Source organism: Scytonema sp. NUACC21 (assembly GCF_054684315.1).
Genome location: NZ_BAAFZH010000086.1, coordinates 87,510 through 110,128, shown reverse-complemented (window position 1 = coordinate 110,128; position 22,619 = coordinate 87,510). Strand labels below are relative to the sequence as shown.

Sequence of the window (22,619 nt, the reverse complement as noted above, 5' to 3'; positions counted from 1 at the left end):
TGGAAGGTGTAAGATGTCAGCAATGGCACTCAAGGGAATTAAAGCAACGCTAGAGGATGTGGTTAATTCGCCAGTGCCAAAGTTACAGAAACACGGCAAAGACCTTATCAGTCAATATTTTCCAGAAGTGGAGCAGAGATGGTGACCGATCCAGTGAAAGCGACTATCCCAGAGGAAATCTTTGCAGGTGGTGGAGAAATGGGGGCACTTATGCGATCGCTTGATTGGTCGCAAACGCTTTTGGGTCCGGCATCTCAATGGGCGCAGAGTTTAAAAACGTCTGTTAGCATGATTTTGAACTCTCGCCATCCCATGTTTGTTTGGTGGGGAGCAGAGTCTGCTTACCTCTATAACGATGCTTACCGCCCAATTCTTGGTACAAGTAAGCACCCCCAATTTTTAGGACAGTCTGGCAAGCAGTGTTGGGCAGAAGTCTGGGATGTTGTTGGTTCGCTGGCCGATCGCGTTCTCACCACAGGGCTGCCAAGTTGGTCAGAAAATTTGCAGCTGTTCATAGAGCGCTACGGCTATCTCGAAGAAACTTACTTTACCTTCTCCTACAGTCCGATTCGCGATGAAACTGGTGAAGTTGGAGGAGTCCTTTGTGCTGTCAGTGAAACCACTGAGCAGGTTATCGGAGAGCGCCGTTTGCGGACATTACGGGAACTGACTTCCAAGGCAGCACAAGCAAAAACTGTTGTCGAAGGTTACAATATTATAGCACAAATACTTGCAAAAAATTCTGCTGACATTCCCTTTGCCTTATTGTATCGGGTAGAAGCGGAAGGCACGCAAGCACGGTTGGTAGGAACAGCTGGTATAGAAGCGGGAACTCCTGTTAGCCCCAAGCACATCGACTTGATGCAGCAAACAGACCCTTGGCACCTAAAGCAAGTCAACCGGACACATCAAGGGTTGATTGTTAAGGATTTAACGCATCGATGTGCTGTACTTTCTGGGGGAGCACCGTCAGCATTTCCATCATCTGCGATGGTAATGCCCATTACTCCATTGGGAAAAGCACACTTAGACGGATTTCTGGTACTTGGCATTAGTCCTCGACGGGCATTCGATAATGAGTACCAAGGATTTTTCGATTTAGTTGTCAGCAGTATTACCACTGCGCTCGCCAAGACTGATTCTTACGAAGCAGAACCCGTCCCAGTCGGAATGTTCGCAAATGTGACAAACCCCAAGCAGGCAGAAGCGGCGTGGCGACAGAGTGAGGAGCACCTAAAATTAGCGAACGAGCGGTTTGAGTTAGCAGCCGCAGCAGTGAATTGTCTGATTTATGATTGGGATGTTGAGGGAGGTACTGTTGAAAGAACGGCAGGATTAACCCGAATATTGGGTTATTCACTTGCAGAAGCTGAACCAACTGCTAATTGGTGGCTTGAACGTGTCCATCCAGAGGATTTGCAACGGATACAACAAGAAGCAGCAGTTGTCTTGGCAACCAGAGATCGTTATACCAGCGAATACCGAGTCCGCAATAAAGATAATCAATATGTCCATGTTACAGATTGTGGAATCGTTGCGGCAAGGGATGCTGATGGACGTCCAACACGTATTGTAGGTAGTACGGTAGATATCACGCAGCGCAAGCAAGCTGAGGAAGCTTTGTTCAGGAGCGAAGAGCGGTTGCGGCTTGCACAAAGGGCAGCAAAAGTTGGCACCTGGGAGTGGAACTTACTGACAGGCGAAGTGTCTTGGTCAGAGGGAATTTGGCATTTGTTGGGTATAGAGCAGGGGGCAGAAACACCAAGTTTCACATTTTGGGTCGATTTTATTTATACTGGCGATCGCCAACAAGCACAACGCAACATAGAAGCAGCGATCGCTGAGAGTGAATATTATTATGATGAATTTCGCATTCAAAGGCGCGATGGCACAATCAGGTGGTTGGCGTCTAAAGGTCGTGTCCTTCGCAATGGAGATGGACGGGCTGAACGGCTGCTGGGTGTTAACATTGATATCACCGAACGCAAGCGAATTGAGGAAGAACGCACTCAGCTACTTGCCCGCGAACAGCAGCACACCCGTCGCTTGCAAAAGTTAGCTTTTGCATCGATCGCTATTAATTCGACCCTATCAGTGAATGAACGGTTGCGGTTGATTACAGACCTAGCTCGTGATATCATTGAAGCACATCAATCCGTCACCAGCATGACGATAGATGAAAATTGGTCACAAGCTATTCATACAGTGTCTCTCTCGGACAAGTACGCACGGTGGAGAGAGTACGAGGCGCAACCGGATGGCTCGGGCATTTATACATTAGTCTGTCGGATGCAACGTCCAATACGGATGACCCAGGCTGAACTAGAAGCACATCCAGCTTGGCGTAGGTTTGGCAAAGAAGCTTCCAATCATCCACCCATGCGCGGTTGGTTGGCTGCACCATTTACCGATCGTAACGGCAAAAACATGGGTCTCATCCAACTTTCCGACAAATACGTTGGAGAGTTTACCCAAGAGGATGAAGCCATCCTGGTGCAACTGGCGCAGATGGCATCAGCAGCGATTGACATTGCCCAACTTTATGAGGAATCTCAGCGAGCTAATCGAGTTAAGGATGAGTTTTTAGCAATCTTATCCCATGAGTTACGTTCTCCACTTAACCCAATATTAGGCTGGTCAACACTCTTAAAAACTCGCAAGCTGGATGAAGCCAAAACTGCCGAAGCTATAGCAACCATTGAGCGTAATGCTAAATTGCAAATTCAACTGATTGACGACTTGCTGGATGTTTCCCGGATTCTACAGGGCAAGCTAACCCTAAACGTTGCTCCAGTCAATCTGCCAATTATTATTGAGGCAGCAATAGAAACAATGCGAACGGCTGCTGTCGCCAAGTCGATTTTGATTCATACAGAATTATCGAATGTCGGACGAGTTTCAGGAGATTCCGGTCGGTTACAACAGGTGGTTTGGAATTTACTCTCCAACGCTATCAAGTTTACTCCTCATGGCGGGCGTGTAGAAATTTGGTTGGAGCAAGTTGGGAATCAGGCGAAGCTTGCTGTGACTGACACGGGTATTGGCATCAACCCCGAGTTTCTGCCCTATGTTTTTGACTACTTTCGCCAAGCCGATGCTTCCACCACTCGGAAGTTCGGTGGATTGGGGCTGGGGTTAGCTATTGTCCGTCACCTCGTGGAGTTGCATGGCGGTGTAGTAAGCGCGGCCAGCCCTGGTGAAGGACAGGGGGCAACTTTCACAGTGATGCTGCCACTGGTTTCCATTCAGCAAGATATCAAGAGGGAGGCTAAGCCTACCGACAATGAACCCGATTTGACGGGAGCACGGGTTCTAGTGGTAGAAGATAATATTGACTCCCGCGAATTTCTCGTTTTCGTACTTGAGCAATATGGGGCAACTGTGATGGCGGCTGAGTCGGCGTCGGAAGCGTTTGAGGCGTTGCTGGTGTTCCAACCCCATGTACTGGTTAGCGACATTGGGATGCCAGGGGAAGATGGATATGCTTTCCTTCATAAAGTGAGAACATTGGCAGCAGAACAGGGAGGCGCAATTCCCGCAATCGCGCTGACAGCATATGCCAAAAACGAAGACCGCGATCGAGCGCTAGCCGTAGGTTTTCAGAGGCATCTTTCCAAGCCCGTAGAGCCAGCAGAGTTAATTGCTGTTGTTGCCAGTCTTATCAAGCCTAAGCCCAATGCCTAATTCTACCCCCATGTACCAATACGGTTCATCTAAGCTCAGAACTTTTATCGGGAAGACAATGTGCAGACGTGCCATGGCACGTCTCTACACGCCTTAACGCAAAAAATGACTATTCTTTCATCATACCACAGATAGATCTACTGTTGGCATTCATGTTGTATTATTTTTAGAGTTAGTAGCAATTTTTGCTACACTAAAATCTATAGACGTGACTACCCAACACGCCACACTCAATATATCAGTGATTTCTAAACTGAACCAAATTATTGCCTCACGTGTCCGGTCAGGTCAGTATAAATCGGCAAGCGAAGTAGTCGGCGAAGGGCTAGGGCAACTTCAGCAAAGAGTACCAGCTCGGTCTGCCCCAAACAGTAAACGCTGCCATGAAATGATATAGAGGAGAAGGGGCACTGAAGCAATGAATCGACAGAAAACAGACCCCTTTCCCGGAGCAAGTGAGATGGGGGTACGTATGCGGGCTTATGATTGGGAACAGACCTCTATCGGTTCTGTGGAAACATGGTCGCAAAGCTTGAAATCAACCGTTCGTATACTCTTAGGCTCGCGCTACCCAATGATACTGCTATGGGGACAGGAGCTTGCTCAAATCTATAATGATGCCTACACCAGTTTAATTGGGGATAAGCATCCGGGTGCCCTTGGTCGTTCCATTCGGGAAACCCAGTCCGAATCCTGGGATACCATCGGTCCGATGATTGCGGAAGTGATGACAACGGGTGTACCCAACTGGGTGGAAGACCAAATGATGGTGGTCAACCGGGCTGGTTATAATGAGGAAGCCCATTTCAGCCTGTCTTACAGCGCCGTGGAAGACGACGAAGGAGTGATTCGCGGTATGCTTTGCGTCTGTAGCGAGGTGACACAGCAGGTGCTTGGCGAGCGCCGTTTGCGGTTGCAGCGCGACCTTGCAGCACGGACGGGTGAGATGCGGAGTGTAAACACCACATGTCAGGATATTGTGGCTGCTATTACCGAATATCCTTTTGATGTACCTTTTGCACTCATCTACCTGCAGGAAGCAGAGGGCAAGACGCTGCGATTGTATGGCAGTGTGGGTATGGGCGGAAATGATTCTATCGCGCCGAAGACTGCCCTTTATAATGAATCAACGGACTTATGGTCCTTGACAACGGTGATGGCAGGTCATACTGTTCTGGTAGAAGGTGTTGACCGCTATATCGCTCTTGTTGGTGGACCTTGGGGCGAAATTGTCCGGGAGGCGTTAGCGCTGCCCATTCCGTCATCAAACGTCACTGCGCCTCTTGGAGTGCTTATCGTTGGTATCAGCCCCAGCCGCGCTTTGGATGAAAGTTATCAGTCGTTCTATGCACTCTTGGCTGGGCAGGTTTCGGTTTCCATCCGCAATGCACAGGCTTACGAGGAAGAACGCCGCCGCGCTGAGATGCTGGCAGAAATCGATCGCGCAAGTTGGATGAACAAACTACCGCTCGCGCCTTAGAAACTATTGAGCGAAATGCTAAGTTACAAGCACAACTGATTGAAGACTTGTTGGATGTCTCTCGCATTCTGCGTGGCAAAATGGTTTTGAATGTCTCCCCTGTCAATTTGAGCGCAACCATTGAGGCTGCTATAGAAACGGTGCGCTTGGCAGCGGAAGCAAAAGCTATCAAAATTCGTACAGTTCTAGATTCCCATGTAGGGCTAGTATCAGGTGATACTAGCCGCTTACAGCAAGTGGTGTGGAATCTTCTCTCAAATGCCGTTAAATTTACACCCAATGGGGGACAAGTCGAAGTCCGTTTAAAGCAAACTGAGTGTTATGCTCAGATTCAGGTAAAGGATACAGGAATTGGCATCAGTCCAGAGTTTCTGCCCCACGTATTCGAGTACTTCCGGCAAGAGAACAGCGCGACGACTCGCAAATTTGGTGGCTTGGGGCTGGGATTAGCCATTGTTCGTTATTTAACAGAATTGCATGGTGGTACTGTGACAGTAGAGAGTCCCGGAGAAGAGCAGGGAGCAACGTTTAGCGTTAAACTTCCAGTGATGGGGGCTCCAGGGCAGATGACTCAGGAGGAAGTGCAATCCGATGATGGGTTGAATTTGAGTGGATTCGGTATTTTGGTCGTAGATGATGAAGCAGATATGCGCGAACTGGTTGCCTTTGCTTTAGAGCAGTTTGGAGCAGCAGTTACCGTAGCCGGATCTGCTGCTGAGGCACTTGCAACTTTGGAGCATTCAGTACCAGATGTTTTGGTTTCGGATATCGGGATGCCAGATGTCGATGGATATATGCTCTTGCGCCAACTTCGGGCTATGCCACCAGAACAGGGCGGGGCGCTTCCGGCTATTGCTCTAACAGCATATGCAGGAGATTACGATCGGCAAAAGGCACTTGCTGCTGGGTTTCAACTGCACGTTGCAAAACCCATAGAGCCAGAACAGTTGGTTAGGGCAATTCGCAGCTTAGTGTAAATCTTGCTTTGTACGAACAATTGCCGAATAAATATTTGTTCATTGTAATAGCTCCGAACGCCATCGGCTTATGATGTCATTCTTATGGAAGATTTCCAAAAATCAATTGCCTCAGATTTAATAGGGTTAACATAGCCGTATAGGTATACGGGCAGTACTTGAATGAAGCGTGACAAAACAGGCAAATTTATCCAGAGTTGGGAAAAAGAACCAAAGCAGGCGGTTAACTTATCGCTGACCAAGACCGCTTGGCAGATTCTGAAGCAGCAGGCGTGTGAAAACGGCATTTCTCGTTCTGAGTTGGTGGAACGCTATGCTCGCAACTTGCAATCTGATTTTTCTTTCAATAACCTGACTCATGAGAAGCTTGATACTTGCTATCAAGTAGAGAAACTGCAACAATTAGTCAAGAGCATCGGTGAAGTACTGTCTGCAAAACAATCATCTGAACTTTCCCAAACCAATGCAAGAGTAAATGCACAAATTATTGAACTGCAACGAACCATTGAAGCATTACAGTGGTGGCAGCAAAATTTCAATCCAGCCAAGCCAGCCCAAGTAACGATTCAATCTGAGGGTAAAGTCATTCACATACTTGAAAGTATAACCGATGCTTTCATAGCTTACGATCGCAGCTGGCGCTACACTCATGTAAATGAGGCAGCTGAAGGGCTACTCAGGAAAAGCAAACAGGAACTTATCGGTCAGTGCATCTGGGATGTATTTCCAGATTTATGCAACACCAATGTGGAGCGGATGTTGCGAAAAGCGGTGGATGAACAAACTGCTCTTGTGTTCGAGGACTATTATGCGCCCCTAGACATTTGGACGGAAGTTCGTGCCTACCCCTCTGCTGAAGGGCTCTCTCTCTTTGTGCGGGACATTAGCGAAAGCAAGCGATTAGAACAATTCCTCCAGCAAAACGCACAAGCTCAAACCAATCAACGCCAATGGCTGAAGGCGGTACTCAATCTGTTACCCGTTCCACTGGTATTTATTGAACCTGAAACAGGTCGCTTCACCTTCTCAAATCAGGCAGCAAATGAGATGGCAGGCAGTAAAATTCCAGAGGATCGTCCTGTAGGAACGTATGATGTAGAGTTTTACTGTACCAATGCCGCAGGGCAACTCATTCCTCCCGACCAACTACCGGCAGTCCGGGTGGCAAGAGGTGAAAAGATTGATGGGGCAGAGTTGAACTGGCACACTCCAACTGGGGTTTATCCGCTGCTCGTTCACGCAGATAGCTTACCTGCAATGCACGAGCAACCGCCAACCTCTGTGATGGTGTTTCAGGATGTCACTAGGTTAAAGCAAATTGAGGAGAGCCAACGCCAAACCGAGGAGCGGCTACAGCTTGCCCTGTTGGGAGCCAACGCCATCGCTTGGGATATAGATTTGAGGACAAATTATGTGGTATGTTCCCCCAATGCCCTGGAGGTTTGGGGCATTCAAGAGGGGACGGGAGAAGACTTTTTTGCTGTTGTCCATTCTGAAGATCTACGAAGCGTTGTTGCTGCTTATGAGCGTGCCCTAGCTGGAGAAGAAAACTACGCTCAGGAATACCGGGTCATGCGTCAGGACGGAACTATACGGTGGCTTAACAGCCAGGGACGGGTATACAAAGATGCCTCCGGTCAAGCAGTACGCATGGTGGGAGCATCCATTGACATTAGCGAACGCAAACAAACAGAAGAAGCGCTCCGAGCAAGTGCAGAAAGATTAAGTCTCGCACTGGAAGCCTCGAAAATGGGAGATTGGAGTTGGGATGCGGCAACAGATATAGTCAAGTTTTCTCCACGCGCTGCCGAAATTTTTGGCATTCCACCCGATTCCGATATAACTTGGACACAGATACGCGACCTACTTCACCAAGACGATCGCGAACGCGCTCGTGTAGCGGTTGAGGAAGCAATCTGCGAACACAGTGATTATGACATTGAATACCGGGTGCTGCGTTCCGATGGTACCGAACGATGGGTGGCGGCAAAAGGACGTGCTCACTATAATGTTTCGGGAGACGTTTTGGGGATGCTGGGGGTCGTGCAGGATGTCACGGATCGCAAACAGCTAGAAGCCGAACTCCGCCGTCGGGAGCGACAGTTCAAAACCTTAGCTGAAAATTCCCCAGATATTATCAGTCGCATCGATTCAGAATTTCGCCATCTCTATGTCAGCCCTGCCATTAAGCAGGTGACTGGCATTCCAGCAGAAGAATTTGTTGGTAAAACCAATACTGACCTGGGTATGCCAGAAGAGAGTTGCACCCTCTGGCACGAGCACTGGCGGCGCATATTCGCAGGTGGGCAACCTGAGGAACTGGAGTTTAGCTTTCAGGCGCAAGATGGTGGAACCCGTTGGTATCATTCGCGTTCTGTACCCGAGTTTGCATCAGATGGCAAGATAGAATCAATACTTGGGTTTTGCCGTGATGTCACTCATTACAAGGAAGTAGAAAAACGAGAGCGTTTTCTCGCTCAAGCTTCGCAAACTTTTGCAGCAGCAAGCTTAGATTTGCAAACGGTGTTAAATGATATCACCAGGCTTGTAAGCGAATATACAGGGGATGTGTGCGTGTTAAGCTTGCTTTCTGAAGATAAACAGTGGCTTGACCCTGCTTCTTTTTACCATACTGACCCGGAGGTACGAGAATTCGTCAGTGAACTGCTAACTCGTTATCCCCGCCGTGCTGATGAAGGGATTGGGGGGCGAGTCATGCAGACGGGAGAAGCCCTGCTGATGCCAGTGACGGCACAGGATGAGTTTGGTGCTATCATCAAACCTGAGTACCAGCTTTACTTGGAGCGCTTTAGTGTTTACAGTACGCTGATTGTACCGCTGAAAGTGCGGGGACAAGCGATTGGCGTCTTAAGCCTGACTCGCCATCATCCCGGAGAACCCCACAACACCGATGATCAAAATTTGTTTCAAGATTTGGCAGACCGGGCAGCTATGGCGATCGCAAATGCTCAACTCTATCAACAAGCTCAACTCTCACGCCCTCTACTCCCTAGTGGCTCCTGAGGAAGTAGATGTTAACACCTGGCCCACACTCCGGGATGACATAACTTTCGTCAGTCACGAGTTGCTGTTGGTCGCTGTGAGCGAAATGCGTCATTTGCGGTGGGTGAATCAATTACTTTGGGAACTCGACCATACAGGATTAACTAAAAAAGCGTATGGTCCAGCTTTGGAGGTCGCAGAGTGCATCCCTGTAAGTCACGGTCATACTCGTCCCCGCGAACTCCGTCCTTTAAATCGAAAGGCTTTGGCTGATTTTATCGCTGTGGAAGCTCCTAGTGGTGGTATCGATGGTCAATATGCACGGGTGGTAGCGACTCTTCGCCAACCCCAGTATCCAGACAGTCTATATCAGTTAGCAGGAAAAATTATTGCTGATGGGGTGGAGCATTTTAGCAAGTTCAGCGAAATTGAAACAGTGCTACGTTCTTATCAAGGTGAGTCACAAGCTAATGGCACTAGACCACCATACCTGAGAAATATCACCCCCGCACCCAGCGATCTTCCAGATGCCAAAGAAGCTCTAGATGGGTACCAGCGACTTCTTAACTATTTAAGAGCAGCTTACGAAAAAGGAGACATGGAAGATGCCGACAATATTATCTTTGCACGTCAGGAAATGATTTCCTTACAAGTGCTCGCCAAAAAGCTGGCAATTCAGGGATTTGGCATTCCGTTTTTCGATGTTCACCTTAATGACACGAATGCTTAATCAAGGGGGAGGGCTAGGGTGAGGTAAAACTAACCTCTTTCATATGAAGAATAAATCAATAATGGAGGGCACTGCCCACCCTACTAAGACTTTCATCGTTACTCAATCTATTTCTTGTAATATCAAGAATGGTAGGCAGTGCCCATCCTACTAAGAATTTCATACCCCAGACTTACGATACCCGGATTCTACCCCAGACCTACCTTCCCCTTAGTAAGAGAGTGCCGTCAGGCGGGGAGTATTTTTTCATAAGTGTTTAGCCGGACATTATATAACTTCCGCGCCTCTGCCTTCACTGCAGTTAACGATCGGTAAATATCTATCAAGCAACCAACCCAAAGTATTTATACAGATGCCATACTAAATAAAATTACCTTACTTTATAAACTGCATAGCTATCTGCCAAGGAGGCAAAACGCAGATTGTCCAACGAATTCTGGAGGGAAAACAACTTTAGACTTGAGCCTTGGGCGAATAACTACGACTCCCCAATTGATTTGGAAGAACTTTTGCCATCTGAGAGTGAAGTTGACCCAACTGTAGAAACATCTGACTGGGCGAACTTCTCAACAACGAGAAGGCAACCCAAACTACCCCAACGGCTGATATTTATAGATGGTCGCCGTCGCATCGATGCTACTCTTATCGGTGGGAGTGGCAATACAATTGCCTATGGAGCCTTTGGAACAATTGCAGTCGGTGCTGTCGTTGTCGATAGAACCACCCACACTGCCACTTGTTCCCAGTTTCATATCCGCCGCATTATTGGATTTGGGGGAAATCAAGAAGCACCAGAAACCAGAATTCCTTGCCCTTTAGGAAGTAAAGCAGAGTTAATCTACGAACCAGTCGATCCGTATAGGGAAAACAATCCTAACGTCCCTAAGAATCTTGTTCAGAATACCATGCTTAAGGCAGAAGCATTTCTAGCAGCCCAGCAGTTTGCCCTCAACCTCGATACTTTGGTAATTCGTGACGGACGGCTACCTTATAATGCGCCGAATTTTACAGTGGGCTATGTAAAAACAATGCATAAAAACTATCTCAGCGAAAAATATGCAGCCCTGTTGTGGGAATTAAAGCCAGGAGAACGTACTCCCATTTTCTTAATTAAAGAACAAAATCGCCCTCATTGGAGTTGGTATCTCAAATCCGGTAATCCTCAAACCTCATCCCATCGTTTTGGTTACCACGATTTGCACGGTGTTGTCAGACTTGAGTTATCTAGCGATATTCCTTTAAGCACAGCCCAAACCATCGCCGACCAAACAACCTATCTCATTCCCGAGTATGCTTCCCATCCATACAAAGACCCCCGCGCACCACAAAACCTAACACCTGTTGGCGCACTCGAACGAGAACTAGGGCGGCGTATGGGGGATGCAATTCTTATCAAACGACGCGTACAAACTTTTCTGGGGTCTGTAGGAGTTTTATCATGACAACTCCCATCGGCTTTGTTCTTGGAACTCAAGAAGCAACACCCTTAGAATTTTGGGTTGCAGTTTCACCCGGTCAAGTTTTGCGCCTTGATGATGTGGTGGAAGTACAAACTTACCGTCCCGATGGTAGTGGTGTTGTGAAATTTTACGGTGTTGTTGATTATGTCCGTACCTTACACGAAGGAACGCAGTTTGACACAGATACTTTCCTGGCAAAAAGTGGTAGTTTACCTGTCAATATCTCCTATGCTGCTCACATTCAAGTAACGCGCATTGAACCTGAGGAATATTTACCACCGCAACCGGGAGACACTGTTAAACTGGCTGTTGATGAAGAGTTAAAACGTGCCTTGCACTTTGATGGGATGGAAAAACGCATCCCCGCAGGTACGATGCGTAACAGTAATCCAGCTTATTTCAACTATGAATTTATCGATGGAACCAAGGGCGCTCATATTAATATTTCCGGTGTATCTGGAGTAGCAACAAAAACTTCTTATGCTTTATTCTTACTCCACGCCATCTTCAATTCTGCTGCTTTAGGTTACCATCGTGCGAATACCAAAGCTTTGATTTTTAACGTTAAAGGGGAGGATTTGTTTTTTATAGATAAGTCCAATGCGAAACTTAAAGAAGAACATTTAAAACAATATGAAATACTGGGTATACCCGCAGAACCATTTAAAGATGTGCGTTTTTGTGCTGCACCAAGAAAAGGCAGCCATGATGTAGATCCCCATTTAGAACAACGTGCTGATAATATTTCAGTTTACCTGTGGAGTCTCAGGGAATTGTGTCGCGATCGCCTTTTCAGCTTCCTCTTTGCCGGGGAAGATTTAGAAAGGGGAAATTTAGGCTTTTTAGTCTCTATTGTTGAGGAAAAACTAGCACGGATAGCAGAAGAAAACGATAAAAATGATAAAAAAGCTAACCGCAAGTTAGGAGTGCATCTTGATGTAGAACCCTATGGCACACCAGAAAAGAAGCAAGTCAGAACATTTAGAGAATTAATAGAATTTTTAGAAGATAAGTTAGTTGAAAATGAAGATAACAGTTGGCTGGGACGCAATACCAATGCCACTGCTGAAGCTTTGATTCGCCGTATATGGGGAATTCGCGAGGAAATAGGGCATTTGATACGGGGAGATTTGCCTCCAGAACAGATAGCAAAATATCAACTTGACCCTCTTTCCCCCGCACATCAAATCACTATCGTAGATATTAACAAAATAGGAGGAAAGGCACAAAAATTTGTTGTGGGTATACTCCTACAAAGGCTGTTTGCAGAAAAAGAGAAACGGGGACAATACCCAGTTGTATTTATAGTTCTTGATGAATTGAATAAATACGCCCCCCGTGAAGGACGCAGCCCGATTAAAAACTTGCTGGTAGAAATTGCCGAAAGAGGTCGTTCTTTAGGAATTATCCTGATTGGCGCACAACAAACAGCCTCAGAAGTAGAACGTCGTGTTGTGGGACAAGCCGCAATTCGTGTGGTTGGTAGACTCGATTCTGCAGAAGCCGAAAGCCCAGAATATAACTTTCTCTCTGGCGGTTGTCGCAAGCGAGCGTTACTCTTAAAATCTGGCAGTATGTTTGTTCACCAACCAGAAGTTCCATCTCCTATCCTCATTAATTTTCCCTTTCCTCCCTATGCAACTCGTGAAAGCGAAGTTGCAAATAGTGAAGATGATGATGAAGATGTTGAGTTTTAATTAGAATCGTAGGTTGGGTTGAGCGAAGCGCGAAACCCAACAAATAACCAATTATATTGGGTTTAAACCTTACAAATGACCGATTATGTTGGGTTTAGACCTTACAAATGACCGATTATGTTGGGTTGCGACTTAACAAATGACCGATTATGTTGGGTTTCGTTCCTCAACCCAACCTACCCCTTAACAAATGATTGATTATGTTGGGTTTCGTTCCTCAACCCAACCTACCCCTATCCAATAACAATATGCGTTTCATCCACACATCCGATTGGCATTTAGGAAAACGACTGAAAGGGGAAGACCGCACCCCTGAAATTGCAGCTGCACTTGATGAATTATTCAACCAAGCAAAGACCTTGGAAGTCGATGCGGTATTGGTAGCAGGTGATATTTATGATGTCCCCAATCCACCTGCGGAAGCCGAACAAGTTGCCTATAATTTTTTCTGCAAACTGAAAGAAGCGAAAATTCCCGCAGTTGCGATCGCAGGTAATCACGATTCCCCATTTCGTTTTGATGGTGTGGCAAAACTCCTGTCGTTTGTAGGAGTTCGAGCATTAGGTAGACCTCAGCCACCTAATAAGGGGGGTTTGATTCACCTTGATACGCCTAGTGGAAAACTGTGTGTTGCAGCCATGCCATTTGCCTCCGAACGGAGATTATTGAAATACGAGGATTTATGGGATAAAGACGATTTAGAACAACGCCAGCATTACCGCGTTCAGGTGCAAAAACTTCTGGGTAAATTAGCGGCTCAATTTCGAGATGACAGCGTTAATGTTGTGATGGCACACATGACAATTGAGGGTTCCTTACGTGCTTACTCAGAAGTCGATTATTATACACGAGACACTTATCTTATCTCCGGGCAAACCTTACCACCTACAGCCCAGTATATTGCCCTCGGTCACATTCACAAACCCCAAGAGATTTCTCACGCCGCACCAACGCGTTATTCAGGGTCTTTAATTCAACTTGATTTTGGTGAAGCAGGGGAAGAAAAAGGATTTTATTTAGTTGACGTTGAACCAGGACGCCCTGCAAAATCGGAATTTATCTCTCTTTCGTGCCAAAAGCCTTTAAAAATTGTGAGATGTCATGAAAACGACCTGGAAGAAACTTTAGAAGCTAATCGGACGCATCCAGGGTTTTTGAAGTTGGTGGTTGACCTAACCTCACCTAAAATTGGTTTAGCTGAGATGGTGCGAAAGGTTTGCCCGCAGACATTGATTGTTGAGCCTCATTACTTAAAAATTGAGCTAGAAAAGCAAGCCCAGTCTCAAGAAGACCGCCAATTTGATGCTGTCGAAGAATTCCGTCGCTACTACTTGCAGCGTCATGAGATGACAGTACCCCAATTTGTATTAGAAGCATTTGAGCAATTATACCATCAGGAGCAGAGTCATGAGAGCGCTTGAATTATCCCTTGAAGGTTTCACTAGTTTCCGTTCTCGCGAAACTCTGGATTTCTCCCAACTGGATTTATTTGCGATTACAGGACCAACGGGAGCGGGGAAAACATCTCTTTTAGATGCTATCACCTTTGCACTTTACGGTCATGTTGCTCGGTTTGGTAAGGATGCTAACGCTAGAGAACTGGTCAGTCTGGGAAGCCAAAATCTTAAAGTCAGTTTTCGGTTCTCGGTGCGTGGAGTGGAGTACAGGGTAACTCGGACTTGGCGGGATCGTCCCAAAACTCCTGAAAGTAAAGCCCTTTTGGAACGGTTGCAAAGTAATGATTCCTGGGAGAAATTGGAGACGAAGGAAAAAAGCGTTACCAAGCGGGTTGAGCAAGTTTTGGCAATGGACTATGAAACCTTCACTCGTGTAATTTTATTACCCCAAGGTAAGTTTGATGAATTTATCAAAGGGGATAAGACGAAACGCCGCAGTATATTACGCGATTTGGCTGGATTTCAGATTTTTGAAAGGATGCGCCAACAAGCACAAGGTCAAGCTGATAGTTTTAAAAAGGAGTATCAAATTCTTGAACGTCAGTTGGAGGAGTTTGAATTACCTACACCAGAGGAAGTGGCTGAAAAACAACAGCAGTTCAATGCTATTCAGGAGCAGATACCTGTTCTCAGTCAGGCAGTTTTAAAAGCACAAAAAGCCCTGGATGAAGAAGAAGATTTGTTCAAAAAAATTGAGCGTTTAGTTGATTTGCGATCGCAGCTAAATCAACTAACTACAAAATCCGAACAAATTTCAGAGTTGACGTTACGGTTACAGCAAGCTCAAGCATCTGATGGCATTAAGGATACCTACGCTTTGGTGAAAGCTGCTCGCGACAGATATAAAAAAGCACAAGCTGATGCTATATCAACGCAACGAAATCTCAGTCAAGCAAAACAGAAACTAGACCAGCAGAAAACTAAGCGAGATGAAATTACAGAGCAACAAAAACAGATGGAACCCCAGTTCAAAGCAAGAGAGGAAGCTTTAACTGCTGCTAGAAATCATGACGAGCAACGACAACACTACCAAACAGAGTTAGCTCGCACCCGTCAAATACTTACCCAACGACAAGAGAATCTATCTGTGGCAAAACAGGAGTTAAACCGCTCTGAAAATCAACTCCAAGCAGCTAGTCAGCAAATAGAAGAGGTGGAAAAAGAATTGACTCAATACTCTCCTGGTGGTATTCGTTTGGAGCAACTAAGGCAGGTTTCAACTTTTCTTGGTTCTTATAAATTATTGCAAGAGCAGACTAATAACTACCGTCAAAAGCTGAATAATGCAACTTTAGATAAACAAAAAGCAGAGAAAAAATATCAGGAAGCTCTTGTAAAATTAGAACGGGTAATATCTATCTTACAAGAAAAGCAAAGATTATTGCAAGAGGCAGAAACAGCCAATTATTTAGCACTACAAAGTAACCATGCTGCAGCTTTACGTGAGTCATTACATGATGGCGATCGCTGTCCTGTCTGTCAGGGTACTTATTTAACCGCACAATTGTTACCTTTACCAAATGTTGAGCAAGTTGATACAACAGAATTATCTTCTCAGAAAGAATTGGCAGAAAAAGAATACACGGCAACAGAGAAAGCTGTAGCAAAAGCAGAAACGAATTTAGAAAATTCCAAGCAACAAGAATCGGAATCTCAACAGGAATTGGTAAAATATGAGAATCAATTAACCGAATTACAACAAAAAATTAGCTCAGTGTTGCAAACAGAGGGTTGGGAAGTGAATGCACTCAACCAAGAGTTTCAAGAATTGCAAGAAAGCGATCGCTCGTATCATCAAGCTTTGGCAAAGCAGAAAGATGCAGCAGCACAGGTGCGAGAAACTCAACAAGCTTTACAAGCCACTCGCAATACTCATGCTACTGCTTTAACAGAATGCGATATCGCTCAACAGGATGTCAACCGTTGGGAGCAACAGTTAGAGCAAGTTGAAGCTAAACTGGATGAACTGACTGGAGGTAAATCTTATGCTGATTTGCAGACAGAATTAGAAAAAGACAAACAGAAGTTGGAGCAACAACTGCAACAAGCAACTGATGCTTACCAAGCTGCAGACAAAAGAGCCATTCAGTATGAAGCTGAAGACAAAAAAGCTCGCGATGATGCTGATGCAGCGCGTCTCCAAGAACAACAGTTGCAATCAGCTTGGCAAGTTGCACTTGTAAGCGCGGGGTTTACGGAAGAAACTTTTGTTGCAGCGCGGGCTGATTCCAGACAGCAATCTCTTTGGCAAGAACAGATTTCAGACTACGATGCTGCTAAAGTTCAAGTAGAAACACGAATTGAGGAAGTGAAATCCCAGGTGGGCGATCGCACTACCAATAAATCGGCTATCAACTCTCTACGGGATGCCAAGAATGAGGCTGATGCACAACTCAACCAAGCACAAAATCAACTGGCTCAATTAATGGCTTGGATGCAAGGGACGGAATCCAAGCAGAAGCAAGCTGAAAAACGACAACAGGAATTGTCCTTAGTGAAGAAACAAGCAGAAACTTACACAACTCTCGCCCGCAGCCTTAAAACTGATGAATTTCAAGCTTTTGCTTTAGAACATTTAGAGCGAGAGTTGGTAAGCCGCGCAACCAATGTCTTGCAGGAACTCACTGATTCTCGCTACGCCCTCAAAATTCAAGATGGAGAGTACTCCGTTGAGGATAATTGGAATGGTGGTGAATCGAGGCGAGTGCAAACTCTTTCAGGTGGTGAAACGTTTGCTACTTCCCTGTCTATGGCACTTGCCTTGTCAGAAAAGCTATCTATGGGTGCAGAGTTAGGCAGTCTCTTTTTAGATGAAGGATTTGGAACTCTGGATGCAGAGACACTGGAAACTGTTTTCCAGATTTTACAAACTTTACGACAGCAAGACCGATTGATTGGGGTAATTACTCATGTTAAAGCATTGGGCGATCGCCTGCCCCAAGTCAAAGTTTATAAGCGCCCAGAGGGTTCGAGGATCGAGGTTGACATATTTTGAATCTCCTTACCTCCTTGTGGAACGTATTTTGAATCTCCTTCTTGTGGAACGGGCATCCCTGCCCGTTCATGTTGGAGAGGGCGGGCGAGGACGCCCATCCCACAAGAGAAAGTTGGATTTTTTAATTTGCAAGTTCCTTACTGTTAGATATTTGAGAGAACAAGTCATAATTTAGATTTAGAGACTTTTAATGTAGTCAGTTATGTAAAAACAAGAATCGCGCACAATTATTACAATAAGCTATTGTAATTTGATTAACTACTACATAAAATTAAGGGATTGTTCAGTTGGATTTTTTTCTCCTAGGATTCCTGGTATTCTGAGCATTTTCAGTTGTTTCTTTCTGTGAAGCAGGATTGATGTCCCGGTCAAATTCAAATGATTTTCTACCTACAGCTTCTTCATTTGAATCTGACTCAGTGATTGGCTCTTCTTCAAAACTATCTTCTTGTGTGGCTAAAATCCCTGCATACTTAATTCTTTCTATTCCCATCTGAAATCCCATATAGTCATCAATTGTTTTACTCATTTCTATATCTAGTTTATAGTCACGACGCAAATTTTGAATCGCACTTTTAATTGCATCAATCTCTACAAATGATTCATTTTCTACATTGTCATTCAAAATATTCTCTATTTCATCAAGAAAGATAACAGCATCTTCACGTTTTGCTGAAATAGGATGAAGTGAAAGAAAATTCTTCTTTAATCGCTCGATTTTTTGTGATAATCTTTCTTTGGTTAGCTTCTGTTGTGCTCGTCTTTGCATATTGTTGAGTTTTCTAAATAAAGCTTTAAAATTCGATTCAAAAATCTCAAGTGATTTCTCGTGTTTCGGTTCAAGCAACTGTCTTTGACGCGACCACTCATTCACAGTTCTAATAACATTTCGAGCAAATCCAACTTTTCCAAAACTAAAATCTTGTATAGCAGCTACTTCAAGGCTTTTTTTAAGAGCATCAAAAATAGTTTGATTATCAAGATTGCTTAAAACTAAATCTTCTGTTAAGAAGCTGACGTCCGTCTCGTCAATCTTCAAAATTTCCTGTAAATAAAATTTGGTGGCTTGTATACAAATCGGCAAAGGTATCAAGTCTTCTGTCTCAAGCTTTTCTGTTATATTTTCAGCTATTAAACTCAGCGATTCTCTCACATCACCAATTTGAAGAATAAATTCTTCCTTGAGTAAAGGTCTTCTATGTTGACCACCTTTACCAAGCAGTTGTTTCTTAGCGTCATTTCCACTACTATCACTGTCTAGTAGAACAATTACTGCTGGCTGCTCTGCATCACGCCCACAGGCTAGATAAACTAGGTAAGGAATTTGAGTAGCTGAACCTGAAGGAACAATAGTAATTTGGTTTAGATCTAATGTTTCTAAATTGGAAGTACCACAAGATCGAAGATACGTTGCTGCCCCAGCAATAAGTATCTGATCTGCCATACCTTCAACCATTAAGTTACAATTGCCTATAAAAGCAGTTTCACCAACATAGACGCCAATCGAAGACCTTAAAGGTTCATAATGATTTTTAGCTGCATCTTTAACTACTCTTGTCCCCTCATCTTCATTCCCTTTCTTTAAAACACGAATACGCTCAGCATGATTTTTATCAATTAGAAAGGGAGAATGAGTAACGTAAACTACCTGAATCGGACGTTTTAAATGTGAGCCTGGTTCCGGACTAGCAAATAAATCAAATACTTTAAGTAAATCCTGCTGAGCCTGACTGGAGAGATAAGCATCGGGTTCATCCATCAAAAGAATTTCAGATTTATATTCATGTGGTTCATGCGAACGATAACGAATGTAGTAACTCAGAAAATACTTTAGTCCAACGCTTCTCTCATCAAACGAATATTCAGTTCCTGTTCTATCAGTTATAGTAAATACTAAATCGTAGTCTCTTGCCATAACCTTCAAACTGAAATTACGATCTTGAACCCAGTAATTTGGAAAATTTAAATTAATAGATAATTGACGATTGATTCTATCTATAATACCATTAGCATATCCTTGCATTCCATTTTTAATAGCTTCAGATAAATCAATAAGAGCATCAACGTCTACTTGAGCAATTTTACAAATTAACTTATAAGCTAACTCGAATTCTTGCTCTTTCTTTTCCTTTTCTTTGTTGCTTAAATTATCTTGATTAAGAGATGAAATAATAGATTCAATTGTCCGAATTACATTAGAATCTATCTGTTCAAAAGAATAATTTACTTTAGTAAATAATTTTGGATTATTACTAAAATTATCAAGCACATCAATTATATTTGCTCGTTGTTCTCGATCTAAAAGTTCAAACTTTCTGGTGTTTCCATCATTTTCTTTTTGAGCTATTTGAACTAATTTCTTAATTGGTACACTGGCTGGTAGAGCAATATCTGATTCAATCTTAAGCGTTGTAGGTAAAATATCTTGTAATTTTTCTATTTGGCTTCCTTGAATTTTATATTGAACATAATCCCCTTTGTCAGGTAAATATAATGTCAATTTGTCAATATTATTACGAAATACTAAGAAGCTATCAAAACTAATATGTTCTGGAATTGAAGTAATTTTTCTTAGTTTTTCAATTTCAGTTTTAGAGATATCGCACCATTCTGAACCAAAATCAGGATATTTCAACTCATTCTGTTTAACAGTAAAGAAATGGGAATAGCGACAAAAATCGCTACGTTTAATATTCTCACCAGATATAGCTTTCTCAATAGCACTTAATAAATGGGATTTGCCGGATTCATTTGCACCAACAATAGTCGTAATGTTAGGTTCAATGGGAACTTCAATATAAGGATAGAATTTATTATCTATCCTTTCCCAACGTTTTGGTTTCACCCTAGAATCATTTTTTCTTATAAAATCATCATTAAAAGACTTGTAAAAACGGATAAAGATTGTTTTGAGGCGCATGACTTGGAAATTTTAAAATCTATAATATGTATTTCATAAAAGTAACATATTCTCAAAAAAAGTTTTTTTAGAGATGATAAAAATTTGTGAAATTTTACTTGGTACAGCATAGATTCAATAGATTGTCACTCCCTAAAAGTACTTAAAATTTTTCACATGAATAATTACTTAGAGCGTTGATACAGTAGTTAAGCAGGGGGGTAAAAAATATTTCTTTTTATTGCAAAGCTTGAAATCCCGTAAGCTTACTCAAATTTAGAGACGCGCCATGGCGCGTCTCTACAGAATTTAAATGTATCGCGATTAAAGTGAAATGATATTGCACTCTTCACCCTGTAATAGCTCAATGACTGGGGCAGAACCAATGCAATGCCCATTTCTATGCATCTTGGTATACGCAGCTTATGATGGCTCTTGAATCTTATACTGAAAGCGAGTATTCACAAAATAACTTCAACTTCTAATTGCTCGACTTGCTCCTTAAGCCATTCAGAAAACAAGTCTGAAAGAATCTTTGAGCGCAGCATCTCGTCTAATGTTGGCTGAATAATTTCCTCAACAAAAATCAAATGTACTCCTTGAGAGGTAATAATTGGTTTGAGAATCTGGGGTGGAGTGGCTGCAAATACGGCGGCTGATATTTCTGGCTTTAAATCCGTGGGGCTCAGTATTCCTTTATAACCTCCACAACGGCGTAGTTCGGTATCCTGAATGTATTTATGGGCAACCTCAGAAAAACTAATTTTTTCTTCTTGAATTGCATAAAAGAGTTCCATCGCTAAATCTTTGTCATCCAAAACCACTTCATAAGCAGCAACTTTTGCATAATTTAACTGATGTTCAATGAAAAACGGTTCAACTTTGTCGGCAAATAAATATTCTGTTAACTTTGAAGAAATGACATTGTAGTAAACTAGCTCTTTAAAATTGTCTAAAGAGAGGCTGTGTTGTTGTAGCCACGCCCAAGTAGCGTCGGCACTCTGAAGATGACTTATTAATCGCAAGTTATCTGCTGCCTGCTGAAGTTCTTCCGGCTCGGCTTTTATACCTGCTTCTTGGGCTGTACTGATAATAATCTTGCGAGTGAGAATGCTCTCAACAACAGCAGGAATTTGGCAAGAAAGTTTGATTTGATGAATAATTTCGTCTAAGTATACAGGGAAAGTTTGTTTAGTTATTGTGAATGGGGATGATTTTTGAGTCATGGCTGGCGGAAAGTTTAACAGTTATAATTAATGGCTGGTTTTCATGAAATTGAGCGATCGCAGGAAATTATGCTCGGAGTTTGAGTGCAGGTCGCGAATAGTAATACCGGAATCCTTGATGCTGTCAGTAGCTAATTGTGCAGTTTTGTGTTGTTGTCGGGTAGAAAGACCCATCTGCTTAAGCAAGCGATTAACGTGACAAGCGCTAATCTTTAGCCTCAATTCTTTTTCCAAGTGCTTGCTTAACCATTGTGCTGTCCAGCGTTCAAATGGATAACCATACTCACGAGGACTGTGGCTTGCCAGTTCTTTCAGGCGTTGAAGATATTGCTCGTTAATTGCCTTGGGTCGTCCCATAGGGCGATCGTCCCAATTGTGAGCCTGACCTGTCTGCGCCATAGTAATCCAGTACCGTGCGGTCTCTTGAGCGCATCCTAAAGCTTCACAGATTTGTGTCTGAGATTGACCTGCATCTGCAAGCAGCATAATTTCAATCCGACGACGGTATTCCGGACGTAAATCTGCTTCTAGACTTTTAAGCAAAAGCTTGCGCTGAAAAGAAGTTAGGTAAAAAGTTTGGTTTTCCACAGCAGTCTCTCCTTGCAGAACTTCAGTAGAACAGTGGAACGAGTTTTTATTAAAAGTCAAGGAATTTAGCCACTTGTTATAGATCTAAAGTGCCAAAGCAGTACTATCTTGATGGCTCATCTTTGGTTCAATACCGGTTCAGTTGTTGGCTCACTATATCAATCGACCATCCCAAGTAAGTATTGACCTAGTTTTTCTACAGCAATTCTTCTGTTGTAATACAAGATATAACTTTGTCTGGCTACTCCTTGTGAACCTCCACCTACTTATCAGAGTCAAAAGTGCTGCAATTCCACAATTTTTTACAAAAGTTCACACTATACAGCTGAACGGTCAGAAGTAAGGCTTTTCAGACGTTATGGCTTTGACAGGGCAAAAGCAGAGCTATACCATTTCTCTTTAATTCAGCGACAGATACCTAAG

General features: G+C 43.8%; 12 protein-coding genes and 1 pseudogene. 10 read left to right on the top strand and 3 right to left on the bottom strand.

The window, feature by feature from the left end:
• Positions 1-13 precede the first annotated feature (13 nt).
• The 10 genes and pseudogenes from ACYRY3_RS21545 to ACYRY3_RS21500 all read left to right on the top strand — a co-directional run bounded on the left by ACYRY3_RS21545 (position 14) and on the right by ACYRY3_RS21500 (position 17,483).
• On the top strand, positions 14-145 hold the full coding sequence (locus ACYRY3_RS21545) for a hypothetical protein (RefSeq protein ID WP_460203672.1): 132 nt from the start codon (positions 14-16) through the stop codon (positions 143-145).
• On the top strand, positions 139-3,684 hold the full coding sequence (locus ACYRY3_RS21540) for a hybrid sensor histidine kinase/response regulator (RefSeq protein ID WP_460203671.1): 3,546 nt from the start codon (positions 139-141) through the stop codon (positions 3,682-3,684). The genes ACYRY3_RS21545 and ACYRY3_RS21540 overlap by 7 nt, the downstream gene beginning before the upstream one ends.
• A 418-nt stretch (positions 3,685-4,102) precedes the next feature.
• Positions 4,103-5,164, top strand: a complete 1,062-nt coding sequence (locus ACYRY3_RS21535) for a hypothetical protein (RefSeq protein ID WP_460203670.1) — start codon at positions 4,103-4,105, stop codon at positions 5,162-5,164.
• Positions 5,122-6,141: pseudogene (locus ACYRY3_RS21530) on the top strand (hybrid sensor histidine kinase/response regulator); the annotation flags it as partial. The gene ACYRY3_RS21535 and the pseudogene ACYRY3_RS21530, both read left to right, overlap by 43 nt.
• Before the next feature lie 162 nt (positions 6,142-6,303).
• Entirely contained in the window at positions 6,304-9,165 is a 2,862-nt protein-coding gene (locus ACYRY3_RS21525) for a PAS domain S-box protein (protein ID WP_460203669.1), read from the top strand.
• Positions 9,107-9,874 (top strand): ferritin-like domain-containing protein, encoded by a 768-nt coding sequence (locus ACYRY3_RS21520; RefSeq protein ID WP_460203668.1) that lies wholly within the window; start codon positions 9,107-9,109, stop codon positions 9,872-9,874. Before ACYRY3_RS21525 ends, ACYRY3_RS21520 begins: the two co-directional genes overlap by 59 nt.
• A gap of 422 nt (positions 9,875-10,296) precedes the next feature.
• On the top strand, positions 10,297-11,316 hold the full coding sequence (locus ACYRY3_RS21515) for a hypothetical protein (RefSeq protein WP_460203667.1): 1,020 nt from the start codon (positions 10,297-10,299) through the stop codon (positions 11,314-11,316).
• Positions 11,313-13,031, top strand: a complete 1,719-nt coding sequence (locus tag ACYRY3_RS21510; RefSeq protein ID WP_460203666.1) for an ATP-binding protein — start codon at positions 11,313-11,315, stop codon at positions 13,029-13,031. The genes ACYRY3_RS21515 and ACYRY3_RS21510 overlap by 4 nt, the downstream gene beginning before the upstream one ends.
• A 200-nt stretch (positions 13,032-13,231) precedes the next feature.
• Complete coding sequence (locus tag ACYRY3_RS21505) at positions 13,232-14,452, top strand: metallophosphoesterase family protein (RefSeq protein ID WP_460203665.1); 1,221 nt, start codon at positions 13,232-13,234, stop codon at positions 14,450-14,452.
• Positions 14,439-17,483, top strand: a complete 3,045-nt coding sequence (locus ACYRY3_RS21500; RefSeq protein WP_460203664.1) for an AAA family ATPase — start codon at positions 14,439-14,441, stop codon at positions 17,481-17,483. Before ACYRY3_RS21505 ends, ACYRY3_RS21500 begins: the two co-directional genes overlap by 14 nt.
• 283 nt (positions 17,484-17,766) lie before the next feature.
• Here ACYRY3_RS21500 and ACYRY3_RS21495 read toward each other — a convergent pair whose 3' ends face one another.
• The 3 genes from ACYRY3_RS21495 to ACYRY3_RS21485 all read right to left on the bottom strand — a co-directional run bounded on the left by ACYRY3_RS21495 (position 17,767) and on the right by ACYRY3_RS21485 (position 22,196).
• Positions 17,767-20,403 (bottom strand): AAA family ATPase, encoded by a 2,637-nt coding sequence (locus tag ACYRY3_RS21495; RefSeq protein WP_460203663.1) that lies wholly within the window; start codon positions 20,401-20,403, stop codon positions 17,767-17,769.
• 440 nt (positions 20,404-20,843) lie between these two features.
• A complete protein-coding gene (locus tag ACYRY3_RS21490; protein WP_460203662.1) occupies positions 20,844-21,608 on the bottom strand; it encodes a foldase protein PrsA in 765 nt (254 codons plus the stop codon).
• Positions 21,609-21,635: 27 nt separating this feature from the next.
• Positions 21,636-22,196, bottom strand: a complete 561-nt coding sequence (locus ACYRY3_RS21485) for a helix-turn-helix domain-containing protein (protein WP_460203661.1) — start codon at positions 22,194-22,196, stop codon at positions 21,636-21,638.
• Positions 22,197-22,619 lie beyond the last annotated feature (423 nt).